Origin of the sequence: Catellatospora sp. TT07R-123 (genome assembly GCF_018327705.1) — a bacterium.
Lineage (GTDB): Bacteria > Actinomycetota > Actinomycetes > Mycobacteriales > Micromonosporaceae > Catellatospora.
Window position 1 is genome coordinate 2,260,390 of the sequence record NZ_BNEM01000001.1, and the last position, 19,407, is coordinate 2,279,796.

A 19,407-nucleotide genomic window follows, 5' to 3' on the forward strand; every position below is an offset into this window, starting at 1 on the left:
AGGTCAGACGGCAGATCTTCAATGGTGTGATCCACGCAACAGCCATCCAGGGAGGAGGCATCGCGATGCAGGAGACAGTCCGTGACGCGGGTGCCCGGCTGCGGGCGCTGATGACCGTGATCGGGGTCGTACTGGTCATGTTCACCGGCGCGGCGGTGGCGGCCAAACCCGCGGCGGCGGCACCGGCCCCGGCGCAGGTGTCCGCACAGGACGCCACGACGGTCACGCCCGACACCGGGCGGCGCTGCTACCGGCAGTCGTACTGGCACCACGGCCACCGCTACAGCTACTACAAGTGCCGCTGGTACGGCGGCTACAACCACCACGACAACCACGGCGACAACCACCACGGCGATAACAACCACCACGGCAACGACAACCACCACGGCGGGAACCGCTGGTGAGTTCCATCCGTCCCTCGGGCCGGCGGGCGTACCCCCGCCGGCCCCTTTCTGCGTGGCACGATGTGCCGCATGGCTGAGACCCCACTGCTGCCGGCCACGAGCCGGGCCCTGCTGCACCGCATCGCCACCGCCCAGACCCAGGGCCGCGCCCCGTCGGTCGCCGCCGCGGTGCTGCGCGACGGCGCCCCCGTCTGGAGCGGGGGATACGGCCTGGTCGACGGCGCGGTCCCCGGCGACGACACGCAGTACCGGATCGGGTCGCTGACCAAGACCTTCGTCGCCGTACTGGTGCTGCGGCTGCGCGAGGAGGGCCTGCTCGACCTGGACGACCCGCTGTCGCGGCACCTGCCCGGCGCCCCCGCCGGCGCGTCGACCGTGTTCCAGCTGCTCGCCCACACCAGCGGCATCGCGTCGGAGACGCCCGCCCCGTGGTGGGAGCGCACCCCCGGCGACGTGCGCCCGGAGCTGGCCGACGTGCTCGGCGACGACTACCGCAAATACCCGGCCGGGCACCGGCACCACTACTCCAACCCCGGGTTCGCGCTGCTGGGCGCACTGGTGGAGCAGGTGCGCGGCCGGTCGCTGGGGCAGGTCCTGCACGACGAGATCCTGGCGCCGCTGAAGATGACCCGCACCACGCTGCTGCCGCAGGCCCCGCACGCGCACGGCTGGGCTGTGCACCCGTGGGCCGACGTGCTGCTGCCCGAGCCGACCGAGGACGCGGGCCGGCTGGCCCCGGCCGGGCAGCTGTGGTCGACGCTGGCCGACCTGTCCCGCTTCGCGGCGTTCCTGGCCGACGGCGACCCCGCGGTGCTGCCCGCCGCCGCGGTCGAGCTGATGCGCACGGCCGCCAGCCCGCCCGAAGGCGACCAGTGGGACTCCGGATACGGCCTGGGCGTGCAGCTCAAGCGCGACCACGGCCGCATGCTGGCCGGGCACACCGGCTCGATGCCCGGCTTCCTGGCCACGCTGTGGTTCAGCCCGGCCGACCGGATCGCGGCGGTGGTCCTGGCCAACACGACGACGGGCGTGTCGGTCGGGGGGCTGGGCGCCGACCTGGTCCGCATCGTCTGCGAGCACGAGCCGCGCCTGCCCGCACCGTGGCAGCCGCTGACCTCGTACGACCCGGCGCTGCTGGAGCTGACCGGCCCCTGGTACTGGGGACCGGGCGCGGTCGCGCTGAAGCTGCTCGCCGACGGCGACCTGGAGCTGGCCCCGCTGGCCGGCCCGGGTCGCGGCGCCCGGCTGAAGGCGCAGGGCGACGGCACCTGGCGCGGCCTGGACGGCTACTACGCCGGGGAGACCCTGCGCGTGGCGCGCCGCCCCGACGGCACGGTCGACCACCTGGACCTGGGCAGCTTCGTCTTCACCCGCACCCCGTACGACGCGGCCGCGGACGTGCCCGGCGGCGTGGACCCGGCGGGCTGGCGCGGGCTGCCGCGGGACTGAGCTCAGCTCTCGTCGGTGCGCGCGGCGCGGTCGGCGCCCGCGTGCACGGCCACGGCCAGCTCGACGCGGGAGGTCAGGCCGACCTTGGCCAGGATGCTGGACACGTGCGACTGCACCGTGCGGCGGGACAGGAACATCTGCGCGGCGATCTCCGGGTTGGACAGCCCGGCGGCGACGTGCTCGGCCACCCGCTGCTCGGTGTCGGTCAGGGCGGCCCAGCCCTGCTTGGGGCGGTTGCGGCTGCCGCGTGCCCCGGTGCGCAGCCCGGCCTGCCGGGCCCGCGCCCTGGCCCGGTCGGCGTCCCAGCCCGCGTCGAGCCCGGCGTAGGCGGCCAGGGCCCGCCGCAGCGCGGCGCGGGCGTCGGCGGCGGCACCGGCGCGGGCGTGCGCGAGCGCGGCCGCCTCCTGGGCGTAGCCCTCGTACAGCGGCCAGCCCGCGCGCCGGAACCAGACGGCCGCCGCGGCCAGCGGGGCCGGGTCGCCGGTGCGGGTGCCCTCGCACAGGTCCAGGCAGCCGTGCAGGCTCGGCACGGGTCCGGCCTCGACGAGTTCCCGCAGCACCCCGACCAGGTCGGCGAGCTCGCGGTCGCGGCCCAGTGCGAGCAGCGTGCGGGCCAGGTCCGGTGTGATCTTGTAACGCAGCCGGTGCGACTGCGCCACGCCCGCGTCCGCCCATACCGGGTAGAGCAGCTCGAAGGCCCGGTCGTGCGCGCCGGCCGCCTCCTGCCCCAGGGCGCGCGCCCACGCGACGATGCCCGAGTCGCCGGTGTCCTCCCCGTCGGCCGTCGGCGGCTGCGGCTCGCCCAGCCCGGCACCGGGCTCGCCGCGGTGCACGCCGACCAGGGCGTCGAACGCCCACAGGCGGCAGCTGTGGCCGAGCGGGTCCGGGCCGTCCATGCCGGTGCGGCACTCGGCCCGCGCGTCGTCCCAGCGCCCCTGGAGGTAGCGCAGGTGGGCGCGCTCGACGTACGCGGTGGTCAGGTACATGCCGCCGGTGCGCTGGTTGACGCGTACCGCCGTGGCGCTGGCCTCGTCGGCCTCGTCGAGCCGGTCCAGCTCGATCAGGCAGAACCCCTTCAGCGTGTACGGGTCGACCTGGAGATCCGGCTGGATCCCCGGCCCGAGGCAGCCGATGGCCCGCTCCACCAGGTCCAGCGCCTGGCCCAGGTCGCTCCTGGTCAGCGCGAACCCCTTGGCCAGGCTGCCGATCCCGACGGCGGTGTCGTCGGCCGCCGCCTGCCCGTCGGCGACCGCCCGGTCCGCCCAGGCCACGCCCTCGTCATACCGGCGCTGGAACAGCAGGCAGGCCGCGCCGATGCCGCGCAGCCGCGCGGCCTGCGCGGCGGTGGTGCCCGGGTCGGCCAGCGCCTCGCCGACGGTGTCGACCGTGTCGCGCAGGTGCCCCTGGCGCAGGCACGCCTGGGTGAGCAGCCAGCGCAGCTCGGTGCGGCTGGCCGGATCGGCGTCGGGGACGCTCAGCGCCTCCCGGGCCAGCACCTCGGCCTGCACCGGGTCGCCCGCCCACAGCAGCGCCCGGACCAGGTGCCGCCGCAGCCGCGCGGTCTGGTCCGGCGTACGCCCCGAGACGACCGCCAGGGCCTGCCGCATGAGCTGCACCGCCAGCTCGGGAGCGCGCACGATCAGCACGTCGGCGTCGGCGTCGAGCCAGGCTACGTCGTCGCCGTCGAGGCGGCCCGCCGCCAGCAGGTGCCCGGCGACCCGTTCCACCGGCGCGCACTGCTCCTCCAGCACCCGCCCGGCGCGCTGGTGCAGCGCGGTGCGCACCGCCGCGGGCAGGCTCTCGGCCAGGATCTGGCGGGTCAGGTTCTGCCGGAACCGCAGCGTCTGGCCGGTCTCGACCAGCAGCCCGGCCTCGATGGCGTCGGCGATCACGTCGGACAGCTCCATGACCGGGGTGTCCAGCACCGCGGCGAGCTGGGCGACGTCGACGGTCGAGCCGAGCACCGCCGCGGTCTGCACCGCCTCCCGGTAGCGGCGCGGGACGAGTTCCAGCTCGTGTGCGGCGATCTCGGCCAGCGGCCGGGGCGGCCCGGCGCGGCGCGGGCCGGGGGCCAGCTCCGCCCGCCCCTCGTGGACCAGCACCGAGCCGTCCTCGCGCGCCTCGGCCAGGATCGCCTTGACGTAGGTGGGGTTGCCGCCGGCGGAGTCGAGCAGGGCCAGCACCTCCGGCGAGGCGGCCGCGCCGAGCTCGTGCTCGGCCAGCGCGCGCACCGCGGCGGCGTCCAGCTGAGGCAGGGTGACCATGACCGCGCCCCGCCCCGCGAGGCTGCGCTGGAGGCTGTCCAGGGCCTCGCCTGGGGCGACGATCCGGGCGGCGACGACCAGCAGCAGCGGGAGCTGCTCGATCGTGCGCGCCAGCCGGTGCAGCACCACGGCGCTGGCGCGGTCGGCCCACTGGGCCTCGTCGAGCAGCAGCGCGAGCGGGGCGCGGCTTAGCCACCGGTCGGCCAGGTCGAGGATGGCCTCGGTCAGGGCCAGTTCGTGGTTGGCGGCGGTGCTGCTGTGGGTGAGGGCGCCCTCGCCGCGCAGCAGGGCGGCGACGTGGGCCAGGTCGGGGTCGGCGGCGATGGTGCGCGGGTCGGCGACGCAGGTCGAGATCGCGGCGAAGGGCAGGTCCTGCTCCAGCTCCTCGGCGGTGCCGCGCAGCACGCGCATGCCGAGGCGGGCGCACTCGGCGGCGAGGTGGTCGAGCAGGGTGGTCTTCCCGAAGCCGATCGGGGCCTGTACGAGCACGGCCCGGCCGTGCCCGGCGGCGGCGGCGCGGGCGGCGGCATACAGCTGGTCGCGCTCGGCGTCCCGGCCCGCCAGGTACGGCAAACCAGACTCCACGGGATCAGCGTAGTCAGGTGAGGGCCGCTCAGAACGGCGCAACTGCGCGATCGGCCGCACGCGGGGCGCGCGCTACCCTCGGGCCCATGCAGCGGTCGATCACGGCTCCCGTGCCCCATCCCGAGGCCCCCGGCCCCGGCAGCGTGCTGCCGTCGCACTACCACCACTGCTACGGCTGCGGCCCCGCCCATCCGACCGGGCTGCACTCCCGCGTCGTGGTCGGCGAGGGCGTGTCGGTGCACAGCACCGTCGAGCTGACCCGCGACCACCAGGGCGCCCCCGGCCTGGCCCACGGCGGGCTGCTGTCCACGGCGCTGGACGAGGCGTTCGGCAGCGCGGCGCTGCTGCTGGGGCGGCCCGCGGTCACCGCGAGCCTGTCCGTCGACTACCTGCGCCCGGTGCCGATCGGCACCACCCTGCACATCCACGCCTGGTGCACCGGCAACGACGGCCGCAAGGTGCGCCTGAACGCCACCGCGATGATCGACGACCCCGCCGCCGACCCGGTCCTGCGCGCCACCGCCGTCTTCATCGCGGTCACCTTCGACCACTTCACCCGCCACCGCACCGCCTGACGCGAGCGCCGGTCACGTAGATCGGCCGAGTTGCCGGGCAGTCGGGCACTCGAAGCCTCCACTTTCGCCCGAGTGCCCGGCAACTTGGCTGGTCAGGGGGTCGTGCGGAGCCAGGCGGCGGTGTCGGTGGGGAGTTGGCCGTCGGGCAGGGGGGCGCTGGACAGGAGGAGGTCGGTGTGCCAGGGGAGGTCGACCGGGCGGTCGCCGAAGTTGACGACGCAGGTCAGGCCGCCGGGGCGGGTGAAGGCGAGCACCTGGTCCTCGGTGTCCAGCCAGGTCATGGGGCCGTCACCGAGACCGGCCTCGGCGCCGCGCAGGGCCAGGGCCGCCTGGTACAGCCGGAGCATCGAGTCCGGGTCGGCCTGCTGGTCGGCGACCGTCGACCCGGCCCAGTGCCGCGGCTGGGGCAGCCACGCGGGCTGCGCGCCGTCGGGGCTGAACCCGAGCGAGGTCCCGTCGGCCGACCAGGGCAGCGGCACGCGGCAGCCGTCGCGGCCCGGGTCGTTGCCGCCGGAGCGGTGGAAGATCGGGTCCTGGCGTACCGTGCCGGGCAGGTCCTCGACCTCGGTCAGGCCCAGCTCCTCGCCCTGGTACACGTAGACCGAGCCCGGCAGGGCCAGGGTCAGCAGCGCCGCCGCCCGCGCCCGGCGCAGGCCCAGCGCCGCGTCGGTCGGCACCTGGTGGCGCACCTGGCGCAGCGCGTGGTCGAACCCGGTCTCGGCCCGGCCGTAGCGGGTGACGGTGCGGGTCACGTCGTGGTTGCACAGCACCCAGGTGCTGGGCGCCCCGACCGGGGCGTGCGAGGCCAGGGTCGCGTCGACGCAGGCCCGCATCGCCTTGGCGTCCCACGGGGCGCCGAGGAAGTCGAAGTTGAACGCGGCGTGCATCTCGTCGGGCCGCAGGTAGCGGGCGAACCGCTCGGTGTCGCCCAGCCACACCTCGCCGATGAGCGCGCGCGGCACCTCGTACGAGTCGGCGACGGCGCGCCAGCTCCGGTAGATGTCGTGGATCTCGTCCCGGTCGACGAACGGGTGCGGGTCCGGCGGGCTGGTGCGGTCGAAGTCGGCCAGCGCCGGGTCCTTGACGCACATCGCCGCCGAGTCGATCCGGATGCCGTCGACGCCCCGGTCGAACCAGAACCGCAGGATGTCGGCGAACTCGGCCCGCACCAGCGGGTTGTCCCAGTTCAGGTCGGGCTGCTCGGCGGCGAACAGGTGCAGGTACCACTGCCCGTCGGCGACCCTGGTCCAGGCCGGGCCCTCGAACACCGACTGCCAGTCGTTGGGCGGCAGTTCGCCGTGCTCGCCCCGGCCCTCGCGGAACCAGAACAGGTCCCGGGCGGGCGAGCCGGGCCCCTCGGCCAGCGCCTGCTGGAACCAGGCGTGGGCGTCGGAGCAGTGGTTGGGCACGATGTCGACGATGATCCGGATGCCGTGCGCGTGCGCCTGCTCGATCAGCGTCTCGGCTTCGGCCAGGGTGCCGAAGCTCGGGTCGATGTCGCGGTAGTCGGCCACGTCGTAGCCCGCGTCGGCCATCGGCGACGGGTACCACGGGCTGAACCAGATCGCGTTGATGCCGAGGTCGTGCAGGTACCCGAGCTTCGCGCGGATGCCCGCGAGGTCGCCGGTCCCGTCGCCGTTCGCGTCGGCGAAGGAACGCGGGTAGACCTGGTAGATGGCCGCATGGCGCCACCAGTCACGGGAGTCGTGGTGAAACACGGGTACCTGCTCTCTAATTCGGTTTCGTCGGTCAGAAGCCGCTGTTGCCGGGGCCGAGGTTGAGCGTGTAGCCGGTCCGGTTGATCAGACCGCCGCTCGCGGCACCGGTGACCGTGACGTACGTGACGTACGCGCTGCCCGCGGCGTTGAGCTCGATGCCGTACGTCCCGGCCCCGTTGACGGTGACGTGGTCCAGCGTCAGGCTGGTGATGTTCTTCAGGTAACTGAGCAGGATGCCCTGGTATTGGCTGTCGATGATGTCGACGTCCTTGACCAGGACCGGCGCGGTGATGTCGGTCGCCTCGGCGTAGATCCACAGGCCGCCGAGCGAGGAGTTCCAGTTGCGCTCGAAGCTGCTGGTACGGGTCAGCGTGTTGCGCTGCACCGACGTGGTGCCGCTGAACGCCAGCGCCCCGTGCCAGGTGCTGACGGTGATGCCCGCACCGGCGTACACCGAGTCGGTGATGAGGTTGTCCTCGATCCGGTTGGCGGTGCCGCCGTAGATCGCCGCGCCGTTGGCCAGCATCGGCAGGTTCACCGTGTTGAACGTGAACGCGCTGTTGGTGACCGGCGCCGAGTTCGACCACATGGCCAGGGCGTCGTCACCGGTGTTGCGCAGCACGCTCTGGTCGACGCGCACGTTGGCCGCCCCGCCGTTGACGTTCACGCCGTCGGCGAAGGTGTTCCGGATGCGGACGCCGACCGCGTAGAGGCCGTTGGTGCCGGTGGTGGGCCACATGCCGACCTTCGTGTGCTCGATCCACACGTGGTGGATCAGCGAGCCGGTGCCGAAGTTGCCCTCGATGCCGGTGTCGAACGCGCTGTCGTCGCGGTAGCGGACGTCACCGGCGATGGTGAAGTCGGCCAGGCGCACGTTCGAGCCGGTGGCGAAGAAGCCGCCCTTGCCGTTCGTGCCCTTGATGACCGTGTACCACTCGCCCGCGCCGCGCAGGCTGACGTTGGCGATGTTGATCCGCGCGTTGACGACGAACGTGCCCGAGGGCACCCACACGCCCTTGCCCTGGCTCTGCGCCGCCGAGATCGCGCTGTTGAACGCGTTGGTGTCGTCGCCGCTGTCGTTGGCCACGGCGCCGTAGTCGGTCACGGAGAGGAAGTTGGCGGGCTGGGTGAGCGCGGCCGGGGTGACCTCGCCCTCGATCAGGTCGATCGTGTAGTACGCCGCCGAGGAGGACGCGTCCTTCTGGAGCTTGACCACGGTGCCCGCCGCGTACGTGCTGGGCAGGGTCACCCGGACCTCGTCGAAGAAGCGGTGCGGCTCGCCCCCGGCCGGGTTGTTGTTGTACGGGTACGCCCCGTACACCCAGCTGTAGACCGAGCTCAGGGTCACGTCGGCGACCTTGGTGGTGCCGTTGTACAGCGCCAGCGGCGCGGTCTGGCCGGTGCCGCCCGCGTTGTCCGGGATCGAGTAGCGGATGACCAGCGCGTTGGCGGGCTTGGTGAGGGTGACCTGCACGTACTGGCCGGTCGAGGAGAGCTTGACCGCCTTGCGGCCCGACGCCTCCGAGGCCTCGGTGAGGTAGGTGCGGTTCGGCCCGACCACCGCCGCGTTGGTGCTGCCGCTCTCGGCCTCGTAGGTGGTGTAGGGCACCGTCGCGCCCCGGGCGGCCAGGGCCGCGCCGCCGGTCACGTACAGCGTGTCCAGCTGCACGTTGCCGGAGTCGCCGGAGTCGTACTGGTAGGTGACGATGTTGAGCCCGGCGCGCAGGGTCAGGTTCTGCGCGGCGGTGAGCCAGCCCGACCCGGCGGGCAGCGTGAGCTGGCCCTGCTTGAGGTCGTTGACGTACACCGACACGGTCCGGGAGGCCCCGTTGGTGTTGGCGTAGCGCAGCGTGGTCGCGGCGGAGCCCGCGGCGGCGGCGTTGACGGTGCGGATCACGCGGGCGCCGACGCTGGTCAGGCCGGTGACGTAGCCGGTGCCGTTGTAGCCGGCCGTGGCGGTCGCGGCCGAGGTGCCGCCGGACAGGAAGCCGGTCTCCAGCTCGTACGGCTGGCCGCCGGGCTGACCGGTCGGCGAGGGGGACGGCGAAGGCGACGGCGAGGCCGACGGGCTGGCGGCGGTGCCGGACACGGTGATGTTGTCGATGTTGACGTTGCCCGAGTCGGTCGTGTCGAACTTGTACGCCACGGTGTTGCCGCCGTTGTTCAGGCTCACCGAAGAGGCGAACGTGCCCCAGGTGTCCCAGTTGGCGGTGGCGGGCAGGCTGACCTGGCCGGTCTTGGCGCCGTTGGCGTACAGCGACAGGGTCATCGTGGCGCCGGTGCCGTTGGCGTAGCGCAGCGTCACCGTCCGCGAACCGGCCCCGGACACGCTGACCGTGAAGGCCGTGTTCGCGTTGCCCTTGTTGCCGTCGGTGTAGCCGCCGACGAACCCGGATCCGGTGAAGCCCGGGTGGTCCGTGGCGATGGTCGCACCGCCGGACAGGGCGGCCGACTCGGCCTCGTACTGGCCCGCGGGCGGCGCGGCGACGTCGGCGACGGTCAGGCTGTCGATGTTGACGTTGCCCGAGTCGGCCGTGTCGAACTTGTAGCTGACGGTCGCGCTGCCGTTGGGCAGGCTCACGGTCTCGACCTCGGTGCCCCAGCTGTCCCAGTTGGCGGTGGCGTTGAGGCTGATCTGCTTCTGCTTCGTGCCGTTGACGTACAGCGACAGCGTCTTGGTCTGGGTGGTGCCGTTGGCGTAGCGCAGCGTCAGCGTGCGGCTGGCGGCACCGGAGTTGCTGACCGTGAAGGTCGTGTTCGCGTTGCCCTTGTTGCCGTCGGTGTAGCCCCCGACGAAACCGGAGCCGGTGTAGCCGGTGTGGTCGGTGGCGACCGTGGTGCCACCGGCCAGCGCGGCCGACTCGGCCTGGTACGTGGTGCTGGCGGCCTCGGCGGGCAGCGCGGCGAGCACGCCGGTGACCAGGGCGGTCGCCGTCGCGGCAGCGGTCGCCAGCGCGATGCGCAGCGTGTTGCGGGAGGTGGTGCGTGGTGCGGAGCGGTGCATGGTGCGTTACTCCTTCCCTGCGGTGATGGGGGTCCCCCGTGTCCCGGGCAGCGGCCATCGGCTCACCGTCGACGGTGGGCTGGTGGTCGGTGTCGGTGCCGGTCAAGCACCGCCGGGCGCGGCGCTCGACCGTGTCTGCGGTGCCGTCAGCCCTTGATGGCTCCGGCGGACAGGCCGTTGAGGATCCGGCGCTGGAAGATCATGAAGACGACGATCATCGGGATGCTGGCCATGGCCAGCGCGGCGTACAGCTCGTTCTGCGGCACCTGGCCGGTGAAGGACAGGCGGCTCAGCGCCACGCTGATGGTCTGCTCCTGCGGGTCCTGGAGCACCAGCAGCGGCCAGAGGAAGTCCTTCCACGATCCGATGATCGCGAAGATCGAGATGACCGCGAGCACGGGCAGCGACAGCGGCAGGATCACGTTCCACAGCGTGCGCAGCCGGCCCGCGCCGTCGATGCTCGCGGCTTCGAGCAGGTCGTCGGGGATCTGGTCGAAGAACCGCTTGAGCACGTAGATGTTGAACGCGTTCGCCGCGCCGGGCAGCCACAGCGCCCACGGGCTGTCGATCAGGTTGAGACCCACGATCGGCACGTCGACCACGGTCAGGTACGACGGCACCAGCAGCGCGGCGGCGGGCAGCATCAGGCTGGCCAGCATCGCGCCGAGCACCACCTTGCCGAAGACGGGCCGCAGCTTCGACAGGGCGTACGCCGCCGCGACGTCCACCAGCAGCTGGATCAGCCAGCCGAAGAACGCGTAGTAGGCGGTGTTGGCCAGGAAGTGGCCGACCTGGAGCCGCTCCCACGCGTCGGCGAAGGTGCTCCAGCGCCACTCCTGCGGCAGCAGCGTCGGCACCGGCTGCACCAGCTCCTGCGGCGACTTCAGCGCGCCGGAGAACATCCAGTACAGCGGGAAGATGAACGCCAGCGCGAAGGCCGCGGCCAGCGCACCCAGCACCAGGCGGTAGACCAGCCGGTTGCGGCCGCGCCGCAGGTCGGCGTCGGAGATCAGCGATCGGGTCGAGGAACTCATCTGCGGCACCTGCTCTCAGTCGGGCTTGCGGGTCAGGCGCAGGTACACGGCCGAAAACGCGCCGAGCACGATGAACAGCAGCACGCTCATCGCGGCGGCCAGGCCGAAGTCGTTGTTGACGGTGAAGGCGTACCGGTAGATCAGCACCATCACCGTGATGGTGTCCGGGTTCGTGGTGCCGGTCAGCTGGAACGGCTCGATGAACACCTGCATGGTGGCCACGATCTGGAGCAGCAGCAGGACCAGCATGATGAAGCGCATCTGCGGGATGGTCACGTGCCGCACCCGCTGCCAGACGCTCGCGCCGTCGAGCTCGGCGGCCTCGTAGAGCTCGCTCGGGATGCCGGCCAGCCCGGCCAGGTACATGATCGTCGCGCCGCCCATGTTGGCCCAGGTCGAGACCAGCACCAGCGAGACCATCGCCATCTTCGGCGACTGGGTCCACTCCGAGGTCGGCAGGTGCAGCGCGCTCAGCACGGCGTTGAACAGGCCCGTGCCGGGGTCGTAGAAGTACTTCCACAGCAGCACGCTGACGATCGGCGGCAGCATCACCGGCAGGTACACGGCGACCCGGAAGAAGCCCTTGGCGTGCCGGAACTCGTTGATGACCAGCGCCACCACGAACGGCACCGCGTACCCGAACAGCAGCGCCAGGGCCGTGAACTCCAGCGTGTTGAGCCAGGCGGTGCCGAACAGCGGGTCGGCGAACAGCGCCCTGTAGTTGTCCAGCCCGACCCAGTAGGGCGGGCTGACGAAGTTGTCCTGCTGGAAGCTGAGGATGATGCCCTTGACCAGCGGATACCAGGAGAACAGGCCGAAGCAGACCAGACCGGCCGCCAGGAACGCGTACGCCTGCAGGTTGTCGCCGATCCGCCGCCGCAGCCGCTCGGATGCCAGAACCGTCATCGTGCCCGCCCTCTCTGCTCGGACAAGGGGTAGGCCCCGGGCCGCCAATCCCCCGGCCCGGGGCCTGTTCGTCACTTGGCTGCGGCCAGGATCGTGTTGACCTGGGCCTCTGCGTCAGCGAGGAGCTTCGCGATGTCGGCGTTGCGGTCGGTCAGGACCTTCTGCATCGCCGTGTCCAGCACCGCGTAGACCTGCTGCGCCAGCGGCGGCTCCAGCTTCAGCGGGATGCTCGCGGTTCCGGCGACGAACGGTGCGAAGTTGCCCGAGGGCACGTTCGCGAACTTCGTGGTGGCTTCCTCACGCTTGGCGGCGGAGGCGCCGGTCCAGATGTTGGGCTGCGGCAGGCCGACGGGCTGGCCCGCCTTGGACGCCTTCTCGTTGTCCGCCATGATCCGGTCCGGGTTGACCGTCTTGAAGGACAGCCAGGTCAGACCGGCCTTGATCTTCTCCGGGCTGAGGCCGGCCTTGAACATGTAGCCGTCGCCGCCGCCCAGGGTGCCCTGGCCGCCGGGCATGACCGACAGGCCGTAGTCCTCGTACTTGCCCTTGTACTGGTTGACGATGACCGGCAGGTTGTCCGACGAGCCGATGTACATGCCGAGCTTGCCCGAGGCGGCCATCTGGATCAGGTCGGCCCACTCCAGCAGCTGGCGGCTGCCCATGGTGTCGTCGGTCCAGCGCATGTCGTGCAACTGCTGGAGGACCTGCTTGCCCTTCTCGTTGTTGAAGGCGGCCTTCCACTTGTCGCCGTCCTTGACGGCGATGTCGCCGCCGACGGAGTACATCTCGGCGGTGAAGTGCCAGCCGCCGGTGTTGCTCTTGCTGTAGTCGCCGTAGCCGACCACGCCGTCACCGAGCGCCTTCAGCTTCTGGGCGGCCGAGCGGACCTCTTCCCAGGTCTTCGGCGGGTTGGCCGGGTCGAGACCGGCCTTGGTGAACAGCGTGCGGTTGTAGACCAGGCCCAGCGAGTAGTTGGCCGAGGGCAGGCCGTACACCTTGCCGTCCGGCCCGGTGAAGACCTTCATCAGCTGCTCCTGGATGTCCTTCACCTGCGGGACGGTGTCCAGGTAGGCCGAGATGTCGGAGACCTGCTTCTTGGCGATCAGCGCCTGCGGGTCGGTGAAGTAGACGTAGAAGACGTCCTCCAGCTGGCCGCCGGCCAGCTTGGTGGCGAACGTCTGGGGGTCCATGAACCCCTCTTTGGCGTCAATCTTGATGTTCGGGTACTTCGCCTCGAACGCCTTGACGTCGGCCTCGAAGTTGGCCAGGTTGACCGCGTCGGTCGCCGGCGGCTTGCCGTTGACCGTGATCGTCACGGGGCCGTTCGACTCGGCGGGCTTGTCCTCGCCGGAGCAGGCGGCGCCGAGCAGCGCCGTGCTGGCGACCAGCGCCAGCGCGACGGACTTGCCAAGCATGCGACGGTTCATCGTCAAAAATCCCTTCCTGGATATGCACAGGTACCGGGCCGGGGCAGCCCGGGTCGACCGGAAGCGCGGGCGCTCCGGTTGTTGCTTGCGCATTGCCACCGCGTTGCTCCGAGATTTCCGAGCGTTTCGGCGTGAGCAGAAGGCTAGACCTTCCGCCCCCAAGAAGTCCATGGGTTGTTGCAAAAAATTGACCAGATGATCGTCTTTGAGTTGCACAACCCCGCAAACACGAAACTTATCGATGCATCAAGCGCCTGAACTGGCCATTGTCGACTTCGGACTGATCACGACGGGCAGGGGCCAGTTGAGCTGCGCACAATCAGCTCCGGGTCGAACAGGATCTCGCCCCGGTCCACCACGCCGCCTTCGATCTGCGCCATCAGCGCGGCCACCGCGGCGGCCGCCATCGGCTCGATCGGCTGGCGGATCGTGGTCAGCGGCGGATCGGTCACGCCCATGAACACCGAGTCGTCGAACCCGATCACCGACACGTCCTGCGGCACCGAAAGCCCCTGCTTGCGTACGGCCCGGACCGCCCCCAGGGCCAGCGCGTCACTGGCGCAGACGATCCCGGTCACGCCCTCGGCCAGCAGGCGGGTGGCCGCCCCGCGGCCGCCCTCGGTCGAGAAGATCGTGTGCTCCACCCAGCGCCGCCACTGCCGCGCCTGCCCCCGCTGCTCGAAGAACCGCACGTAGGCGGCCAGTTTGCGGGCCGACGGGATGTGCCCGGGCGGCCCCAGCACCAGGCCGATCCGCTCGTGGCCCAGCGCCGTCAGATGGGTCAGCGCCTGGTCGACGGCCAGTTCGTCGTCGACGCAGACGCGCGGCACGCCCAGGTTCTCGTCGGCCGCGTTGAGCAGCACGATCGGCAGTCTGCGCTCCTCCAGCCGGCGGCACTGCTCGGGCCCGGCGTCGGCGTAGCTGCCGCCCACGAACACGATGCCGCCGACCTGGTGCGACAGCAGCATCTCGATGTAGTGCGACTCCGACACCCCGTCGGCCGTACGCGTGCACAGCGCCGGGACCAGGCCGCGCTTGATCAGCGCCTGCGCGATGACCTCGGCGAACGCCGGGAAGATGGGGTTCTGCAGGTCGGGCAGGACCAGGCCGACCAGGCGGCCGCGCTCGGCGCGGATGCGCTCCGGGCGCGGGAAGCCGAACACGTCCAGGGCCGTGAGCACGGCATCCCTGGTCGCGGGGGCGATGCCCGGCTTGTTGTGCAGCACGCGGCTGACCGTCGCCTCGGAGACTCCGGTGAACTTGGCCACCGCCGCCAGTCTGCTCGTCACACGGGCGAGCTTACGGCAACTCATGCAAAAACTCGATACCCGAACGCAATCGCTTGCGTCGCTCTGTCGCTCTGTCGCTTGCCTCGCTCCGTCGGTCCGTCGGTCCGTCGCGCGCGCTGTCGCACGACGGCGCGCGGTCAGTCGGTGGCCGGGCCCTCCGCGTGCCGGGCGAAGTTCGCGGGAGGTTCGGTGCGGGGAGCCCCGGACCCGGCTGCGGGACTCGCGGTCGGTGCGGCGGCCGGGGCACCGGCCGACTCCCGGGCGGTGCGGCGCCCGGCGCGGACGTCGATCAGGGCCACCACGAGCGCCGCCAGCACGAACGCGATCGTGAGCAGCAGTCCGTGGCGGAACGCGGTGGCGAAGTCGCCGTGCGAGTTCTCCAGGCCCTCGAAGAAGATCGCGCCGATCGCCGCGATACCGACCGCAGCCCCGATGCGCTGCCCCGTCTGCAGGACGCCGCTGGCGCTGCCCGCCCCGGCGACGGGCACCTCGGCCAGCGTCAGCGTCTGGTTCGGGGCGATCACCAGGCCGCTGCCGACACCCGCGATGAGCAGCGGCAGCGCGGTGGCCCAGCCGTCGGCACGGCCCGGCACCAGCTCGACGGCGAGCTCGACCCCGGCCAGGCCGACGGCCACCAGGCCCAGGCCGATCGCGATGAGGGTACGACCGATGCGGGTCACCACCCGCCCGCCCGCACCCGCCGACACCGCGGAGCCGAGCGCGAACGGCAGCGTGGCCAGGCCGGCCTGTAGCGCCGAGTAGCCCAGGCCCTGCTGGAGGTAGAGGGTGAAGATGAAGAAGATCGCGGTGAAGCCGGCGAAGTAGACCAGGCCCAGCAGCGTGCCCAGGGCGTACGAGCGGCGGCGGAACAGCTTCAGGTCGACCATCGGGGTCGCGGTGCGCGCGTACCGCCGCTCCCAGACCACGAACCCGGCCAGCACGGCCATCCCTGCCGCGAGCAGCAGCCACGTCTGGTGCCACGACCAGGTCTGCTCCTGGATCAGCGGCAGCAGCACCAGCACCACCCCGACCGCCAGCAGCAGCACCCCGACCGGGTCGAAGCTCTCTTTGCGTCTTCGGTTGTCGCAGAAGGCGGGGATGAAGCGGTACGCCATGATGATCGCCGCCACCCCGACCGGGATGTTGACGTAGAAGACCCAGCGCCAGCCCTGCGCCACCCCGGCCGCCTGGATGAGCAGCCCGCCCAGCAGCGGGCCGATCGCGGTGGAGATGCCGACGATCGCACCGAGCATGCCGAAGGCCCGGCCGCGTTCGGCACCCCGGAACAGCTGCTGGATCAGGCCGCTGATCTGCGGGTTCATGATGCCGCCCGCGGCGCCCTGGATGAGCCGGGCCAGCACCAGCATCAGCGCGGTGCGGGCCAGCCCGGCCGCGGCACTGGACAGCGTGAACAGGGCGACCGCCGCGACGAACGCGTTGCGCCGCCCGTGCATGTCGCCGAACCGGCCCGCGGGCACCAGCAGCAGGCCGAAGGCCAGCGCGTACCCGGAGAGCACCCATTGCAGATCGCTGTCCGTGGCATGCAGTCCCATCCGGATCGACGGCAGCGCCACGTTGACGATGCTGACGTCGAGCAGGGCCATGAAGCCGCCGATGAGGCACACGCTCAGGGCGTGCCACCGGCGCGGATCGGGCCGGTAGTCGTCACCCGCGCCGCTGTACATGATCCCGAGCCTACCGGCGGGATGTCCGCTTCCCGGCTGGTTCGCGGTAATCGTGCCGACTCGACCTCCGTCGCCGACTCCCCCAGCTCATACCCCTCCGGCCCGGTCGGCTCCGACTCGGTCGGCTCCGGCTCGGTCGGCTCCGGCTCGGTCGGCTCCGGCTCGGTCGGCTCCGGCTCGGTCGGCTCCGGCTCGGTCGGCTCCGGCTCGGTCGTCGGATTCCTCCCGGGCTCAGTCGTCGAACTCGACGCCGGTCGCCTGCGCCAGGGCCACCAGGGCGCGCAGGCGGTCGCCGTCGGTGGCGACACCGCCGAGCAGCTCGCCCAGCTCGGCCAGGGCGGCCCGGTCGGTGCCGTACGCGCAGAACATGCCGGCCTCCGGGTCGTAGCCGAAGCGGCCGTCCAGGTCGGGGGCCTCGTGCTCGACGACGAGCCGGGCGACGCCCTCCCAGAAGTACCCGTTCGGTTCGTGGCCGAGCTCCTCGATCAGCTCGTCGACCTCGGTGGTGCCCGCGTTCAGCAGAAGCGAGTACTTGCCGGCATCCGTTTCGATCAACTTCAACGGGGTCATGGCGCGAAGCCTCGCACACGCCCGGCCCGCCCGCGCGGGCGCGTGGACGCGTGGGCGCGTGGATGGCGAACGGCGGCGCGCAGGCCGGCGTAGCTGGTAGACATAGCTGACTGCCACGGGGACGGGGCGCGATGGGCGACTCGCTGGATACGCTGACGCTGGCCGGTGTGGTGGACCTGCTGGTCAAGCTGGTCGAGTTCGCCGGCGCGCTGATCATCTTCGTCGGCGCCGCGTTGGCGTTCGCGCAGTTCGTCACCACCGCCGTCCGGGTACGGCGTACCGAGAGTTTCACGCCGATCCGGCTGGGCCTGGGGCGGTTTCTCGTGCTCGGGCTGGAGTTCCAGCTCGCCGGCGACATCCTGCGCACGGCGATCGCGCCGACGCTACGCGACATCGGCGAGCTGGCCGCGATCGCGGCGATCCGCACCGCGCTGAACTTCTTCCTCAACCGCGAGATCAGAGACGAACGGGCCGAACTCGCCGCCGCGGCCGGACCGCGCCTAGACCCGGCCGACGACATGGGTCCCAGCCACAGGCGTCCGACCAGCCCACGCTCCGCCGCCGGAACTCCGGTCAGCAAGGGTGCCGACGCCGGGGGCTCCGACGGCAGGGGTTCAGGCGGCAGCGGCTCCGACGCCAGGATTTCCAACGGCGGGAGCTCAGACGGCGGGACCTCAAGCGGCGGGGGTTCCGATGGCGAGAGTTCGGGCGGCGGGAGCTCAGGTGCCGAGGGTTCTGATGGCGGGAGCTCAGGCGGCGAGGGCTCAGGCGGCGAGGGCTCAGGCGGCACCGGGCGCGGGAGTCGGGGCTGGACGTGACCGCGGCAGCTCTGATCAACTTCGCTGCCATGGCCTGCGTCGCGGCAGGGCTGGTCGCGGGCGGGCTGGTGCTGGCCACGGGCGCTACGGCACGGTTGGCACTCGCCGTGGCGCTGGACTTCTGGCTGGCTGCGGGGCTGCTGCGGCTTGCACTGCCCGTGCCGTGGCAGGCGGTGGCCGCTGCGGCGGCCATCCTGGCGATACGCCGTCTGCTGAGCGCGGCCCTGCGCCACCCGGCCGACACCCCGCCCACCGCCCCGGCCCCGACGACCGCCACCCGCCGCTAGCGCCAACCTCCCCACCGCCCGACCCCGCCACTCCCGCGGACCGACCGAAGGCTCCGCCCCGATGATCGGCGCTCCCAGTCAAAATGCCCGCCACCACATCACGACCTGACCGAAAACGCCGATCACCTCCCCCGCCACCCACCTCAACAGCCCCCTCCCGGCCGCGCCACCAGCCCAAAGATCAGCACTTGCGGTCAAAACCTTCCCCACCACCCCAGATCCAGACCGGAAACGCCGATCATGTGGCGATCTGCCCGCACCGTCGCTGTCGGCCCGGACCGTCGTCTCGGGCTCGGGCGCCGACCGGATACCGATGATCGGTTTCTCCGGTCGGAATGTTCGGCAGCAGAGCAGGTTCCGACCGCAGACACCGATCATTGGTACCGGCGCGGGGAACCGCTGCGGCCGCGCGGAGGGCGTCGGCGGACCGGAGTACTTCAGGCCGGGTGCGCCGGGCAGGGCCGGGTGCGCGGGGCAGGGGACGGCATGCCTGGTGGGACGGCGGCCCGGTGGGGATGGGACCGCGTGCTCGGTGGGACCTTGGCGACGACCACCGGCCCCGGGCCCCACGGCTGGTGGCAGGTGGGGACGGGACGGCGTGTCTGGTGGGACGGCGGTGCTGAGGGAGGGTGTTACTTGGCCTGTAGGGACAGGCTGTGGCCGGCGGGGCCGGTGAGGGAGAGGCGGTCGGCGGTGACCTTCCAGGTCACCTCGCCGGTCAGGGTCGCCAGCACTGCCTGCTCCAGCCGGTTCAGGTCGTCGGCGCAGGCCATCTTGGTGGTGCGCAGCGCCGAGAAGACGATCTTGTCGCCCCGCTGGACCGCGGTCCCGCCGAGCTGGTTGCACCCCGTCGACCCCTCCACCCGGCCGTCGGTGAACTCCAGGTACGCCGCGCCGGTGGGCACCGAGCCCGCCGCGTCGCCCGTGATCACGGTGTCGACCAGCCAGCGGGTGCCGGCCAGCGGCCGGTCCGGCTCGGCGGTGGCCCGGTCCTGCATGACGATCTCCGTCTTCCCATCGGTGAGCGTGAGCACGTCCCCGGCCACGGACCACGACGGCCCCGCCTCGACGAACTTCGCGAGCCAGCTGTCCTGGTCGTGCCGGGCGGGGTCGCAGCCCATCTCGGTCGACCCGAGACCGTCCACGACCAGCCTGCCGCCACCGTAGGCGCCCATGCCGACAAGGTGGTTGCACCCCGCCGTGAGGTCGATCCGCCCGTCTTCCTGCACCGTCAGCCGGATCCGGGTGCCGGCCACCAGGGTCCGTGCCGTCCCGTTCTCGGCCACCGACGTCGACAGGAACGTCCGCCCCGCCAGCACCGCTGCGGCGTCCGGGCCGGCCGACCCGGCGTCGACGGGCCGGGCACACGCCCCGGCCAGCAGCACGACGGAC

Annotated in this window: 14 protein-coding genes and 1 pseudogene; 5 read left to right on the forward strand and 10 right to left on the reverse strand. The window is 72.0% G+C overall.

From position 1 onward, the window contains the following. The first annotated feature begins 65 nt into the window (after positions 1-65). Together Cs7R123_RS09555 and Cs7R123_RS09560 are read left to right on the forward strand one after the other, a co-directional pair. Positions 66-404, forward strand: a complete 339-nt coding sequence (locus Cs7R123_RS09555; protein WP_212825252.1) for a hypothetical protein — start codon at positions 66-68, stop codon at positions 402-404. Between the two features lie 69 nt (positions 405-473). Then, positions 474-1,853: a serine hydrolase gene (locus tag Cs7R123_RS09560; protein WP_212825254.1), complete on the forward strand. Its 1,380-nt coding sequence runs from the start codon at positions 474-476 to the stop codon at positions 1,851-1,853. Between the two features lie 2 nt (positions 1,854-1,855). Here the strand turns inward: Cs7R123_RS09560 and Cs7R123_RS09565 are convergent, their stop codons facing one another. Continuing rightward, positions 1,856-4,702 carry a LuxR family transcriptional regulator gene (locus tag Cs7R123_RS09565; protein ID WP_212825256.1) on the reverse strand — a complete coding sequence of 949 codons (2,847 nt, stop codon included), beginning with the start codon at positions 4,700-4,702 and terminating at the stop codon, positions 1,856-1,858. Between the two features lie 86 nt (positions 4,703-4,788). On the opposite strand from Cs7R123_RS09565, the gene Cs7R123_RS09570 reads away from it, so the two are divergent. Continuing rightward, positions 4,789-5,277 carry a PaaI family thioesterase gene (locus Cs7R123_RS09570; protein ID WP_212825258.1) on the forward strand — a complete coding sequence of 163 codons (489 nt, stop codon included), beginning with the start codon at positions 4,789-4,791 and terminating at the stop codon, positions 5,275-5,277. Positions 5,278-5,369: 92 nt separating this feature from the next. Here the strand turns inward: Cs7R123_RS09570 and Cs7R123_RS09575 are convergent, their stop codons facing one another. The 8 genes from Cs7R123_RS09575 to Cs7R123_RS09610 form a co-directional block, all read right to left on the reverse strand. Further along, on the reverse strand, positions 5,370-6,995 hold the full coding sequence (locus Cs7R123_RS09575; protein ID WP_244871726.1) for a glycoside hydrolase family 13 protein: 1,626 nt from the start codon (positions 6,993-6,995) through the stop codon (positions 5,370-5,372). Between the two features lie 31 nt (positions 6,996-7,026). Next, positions 7,027-9,999, reverse strand: coding sequence for a carbohydrate-binding protein (locus tag Cs7R123_RS09580; protein WP_212825260.1), 2,973 nt, complete (start codon positions 9,997-9,999; stop codon positions 7,027-7,029). Between the two features lie 146 nt (positions 10,000-10,145). Beyond that, the gene (locus Cs7R123_RS09585) at positions 10,146-11,033 is read right to left on the reverse strand and encodes a carbohydrate ABC transporter permease (RefSeq protein WP_212825262.1); all 888 of its coding nucleotides are present in this window, start codon (positions 11,031-11,033) and stop codon (positions 10,146-10,148) included. A 15-nt stretch (positions 11,034-11,048) separates the two neighbouring features. Continuing rightward, positions 11,049-11,939 (reverse strand): carbohydrate ABC transporter permease, encoded by an 891-nt coding sequence (locus Cs7R123_RS09590; protein ID WP_212825264.1) that lies wholly within the window; start codon positions 11,937-11,939, stop codon positions 11,049-11,051. A 71-nt stretch (positions 11,940-12,010) separates the two neighbouring features. Then, positions 12,011-13,354: an ABC transporter substrate-binding protein gene (locus tag Cs7R123_RS09595; protein ID WP_244871727.1), complete on the reverse strand. Its 1,344-nt coding sequence runs from the start codon at positions 13,352-13,354 to the stop codon at positions 12,011-12,013. A 296-nt stretch (positions 13,355-13,650) separates the two neighbouring features. Further along, on the reverse strand, positions 13,651-14,655 hold the full coding sequence (locus Cs7R123_RS09600; RefSeq protein WP_212825268.1) for a LacI family DNA-binding transcriptional regulator: 1,005 nt from the start codon (positions 14,653-14,655) through the stop codon (positions 13,651-13,653). Between the two features lie 137 nt (positions 14,656-14,792). Next, on the reverse strand, positions 14,793-16,340 hold the full coding sequence (locus Cs7R123_RS09605; protein WP_212825270.1) for an MFS transporter: 1,548 nt from the start codon (positions 16,338-16,340) through the stop codon (positions 14,793-14,795). Between the two features lie 231 nt (positions 16,341-16,571). Further along, positions 16,572-16,910 (reverse strand): Imm51 family immunity protein, encoded by a 339-nt coding sequence (locus tag Cs7R123_RS09610; RefSeq protein ID WP_212825272.1) that lies wholly within the window; start codon positions 16,908-16,910, stop codon positions 16,572-16,574. A gap of 131 nt (positions 16,911-17,041) precedes the next feature. On the opposite strand from Cs7R123_RS09610, the pseudogene Cs7R123_RS40110 reads away from it, so the two are divergent. Both Cs7R123_RS40110 and Cs7R123_RS09620 read left to right on the forward strand, forming a co-directional pair. After that, positions 17,042-17,425, forward strand: a pseudogene (locus Cs7R123_RS40110) (DUF1622 domain-containing protein); the annotation flags it as partial. A 299-nt stretch (positions 17,426-17,724) separates the two neighbouring features. Beyond that, positions 17,725-18,015 (forward strand): DUF1622 domain-containing protein, encoded by a 291-nt coding sequence (locus Cs7R123_RS09620; RefSeq protein ID WP_212825276.1) that lies wholly within the window; start codon positions 17,725-17,727, stop codon positions 18,013-18,015. 632 nt (positions 18,016-18,647) lie between these two features. On the opposite strand, the gene Cs7R123_RS09625 is transcribed toward Cs7R123_RS09620, so the two are convergent. After that, positions 18,648-19,400, reverse strand: coding sequence for an META domain-containing protein (locus tag Cs7R123_RS09625; RefSeq protein ID WP_244871979.1), 753 nt, complete (start codon positions 19,398-19,400; stop codon positions 18,648-18,650). Positions 19,401-19,407 lie beyond the last annotated feature (7 nt).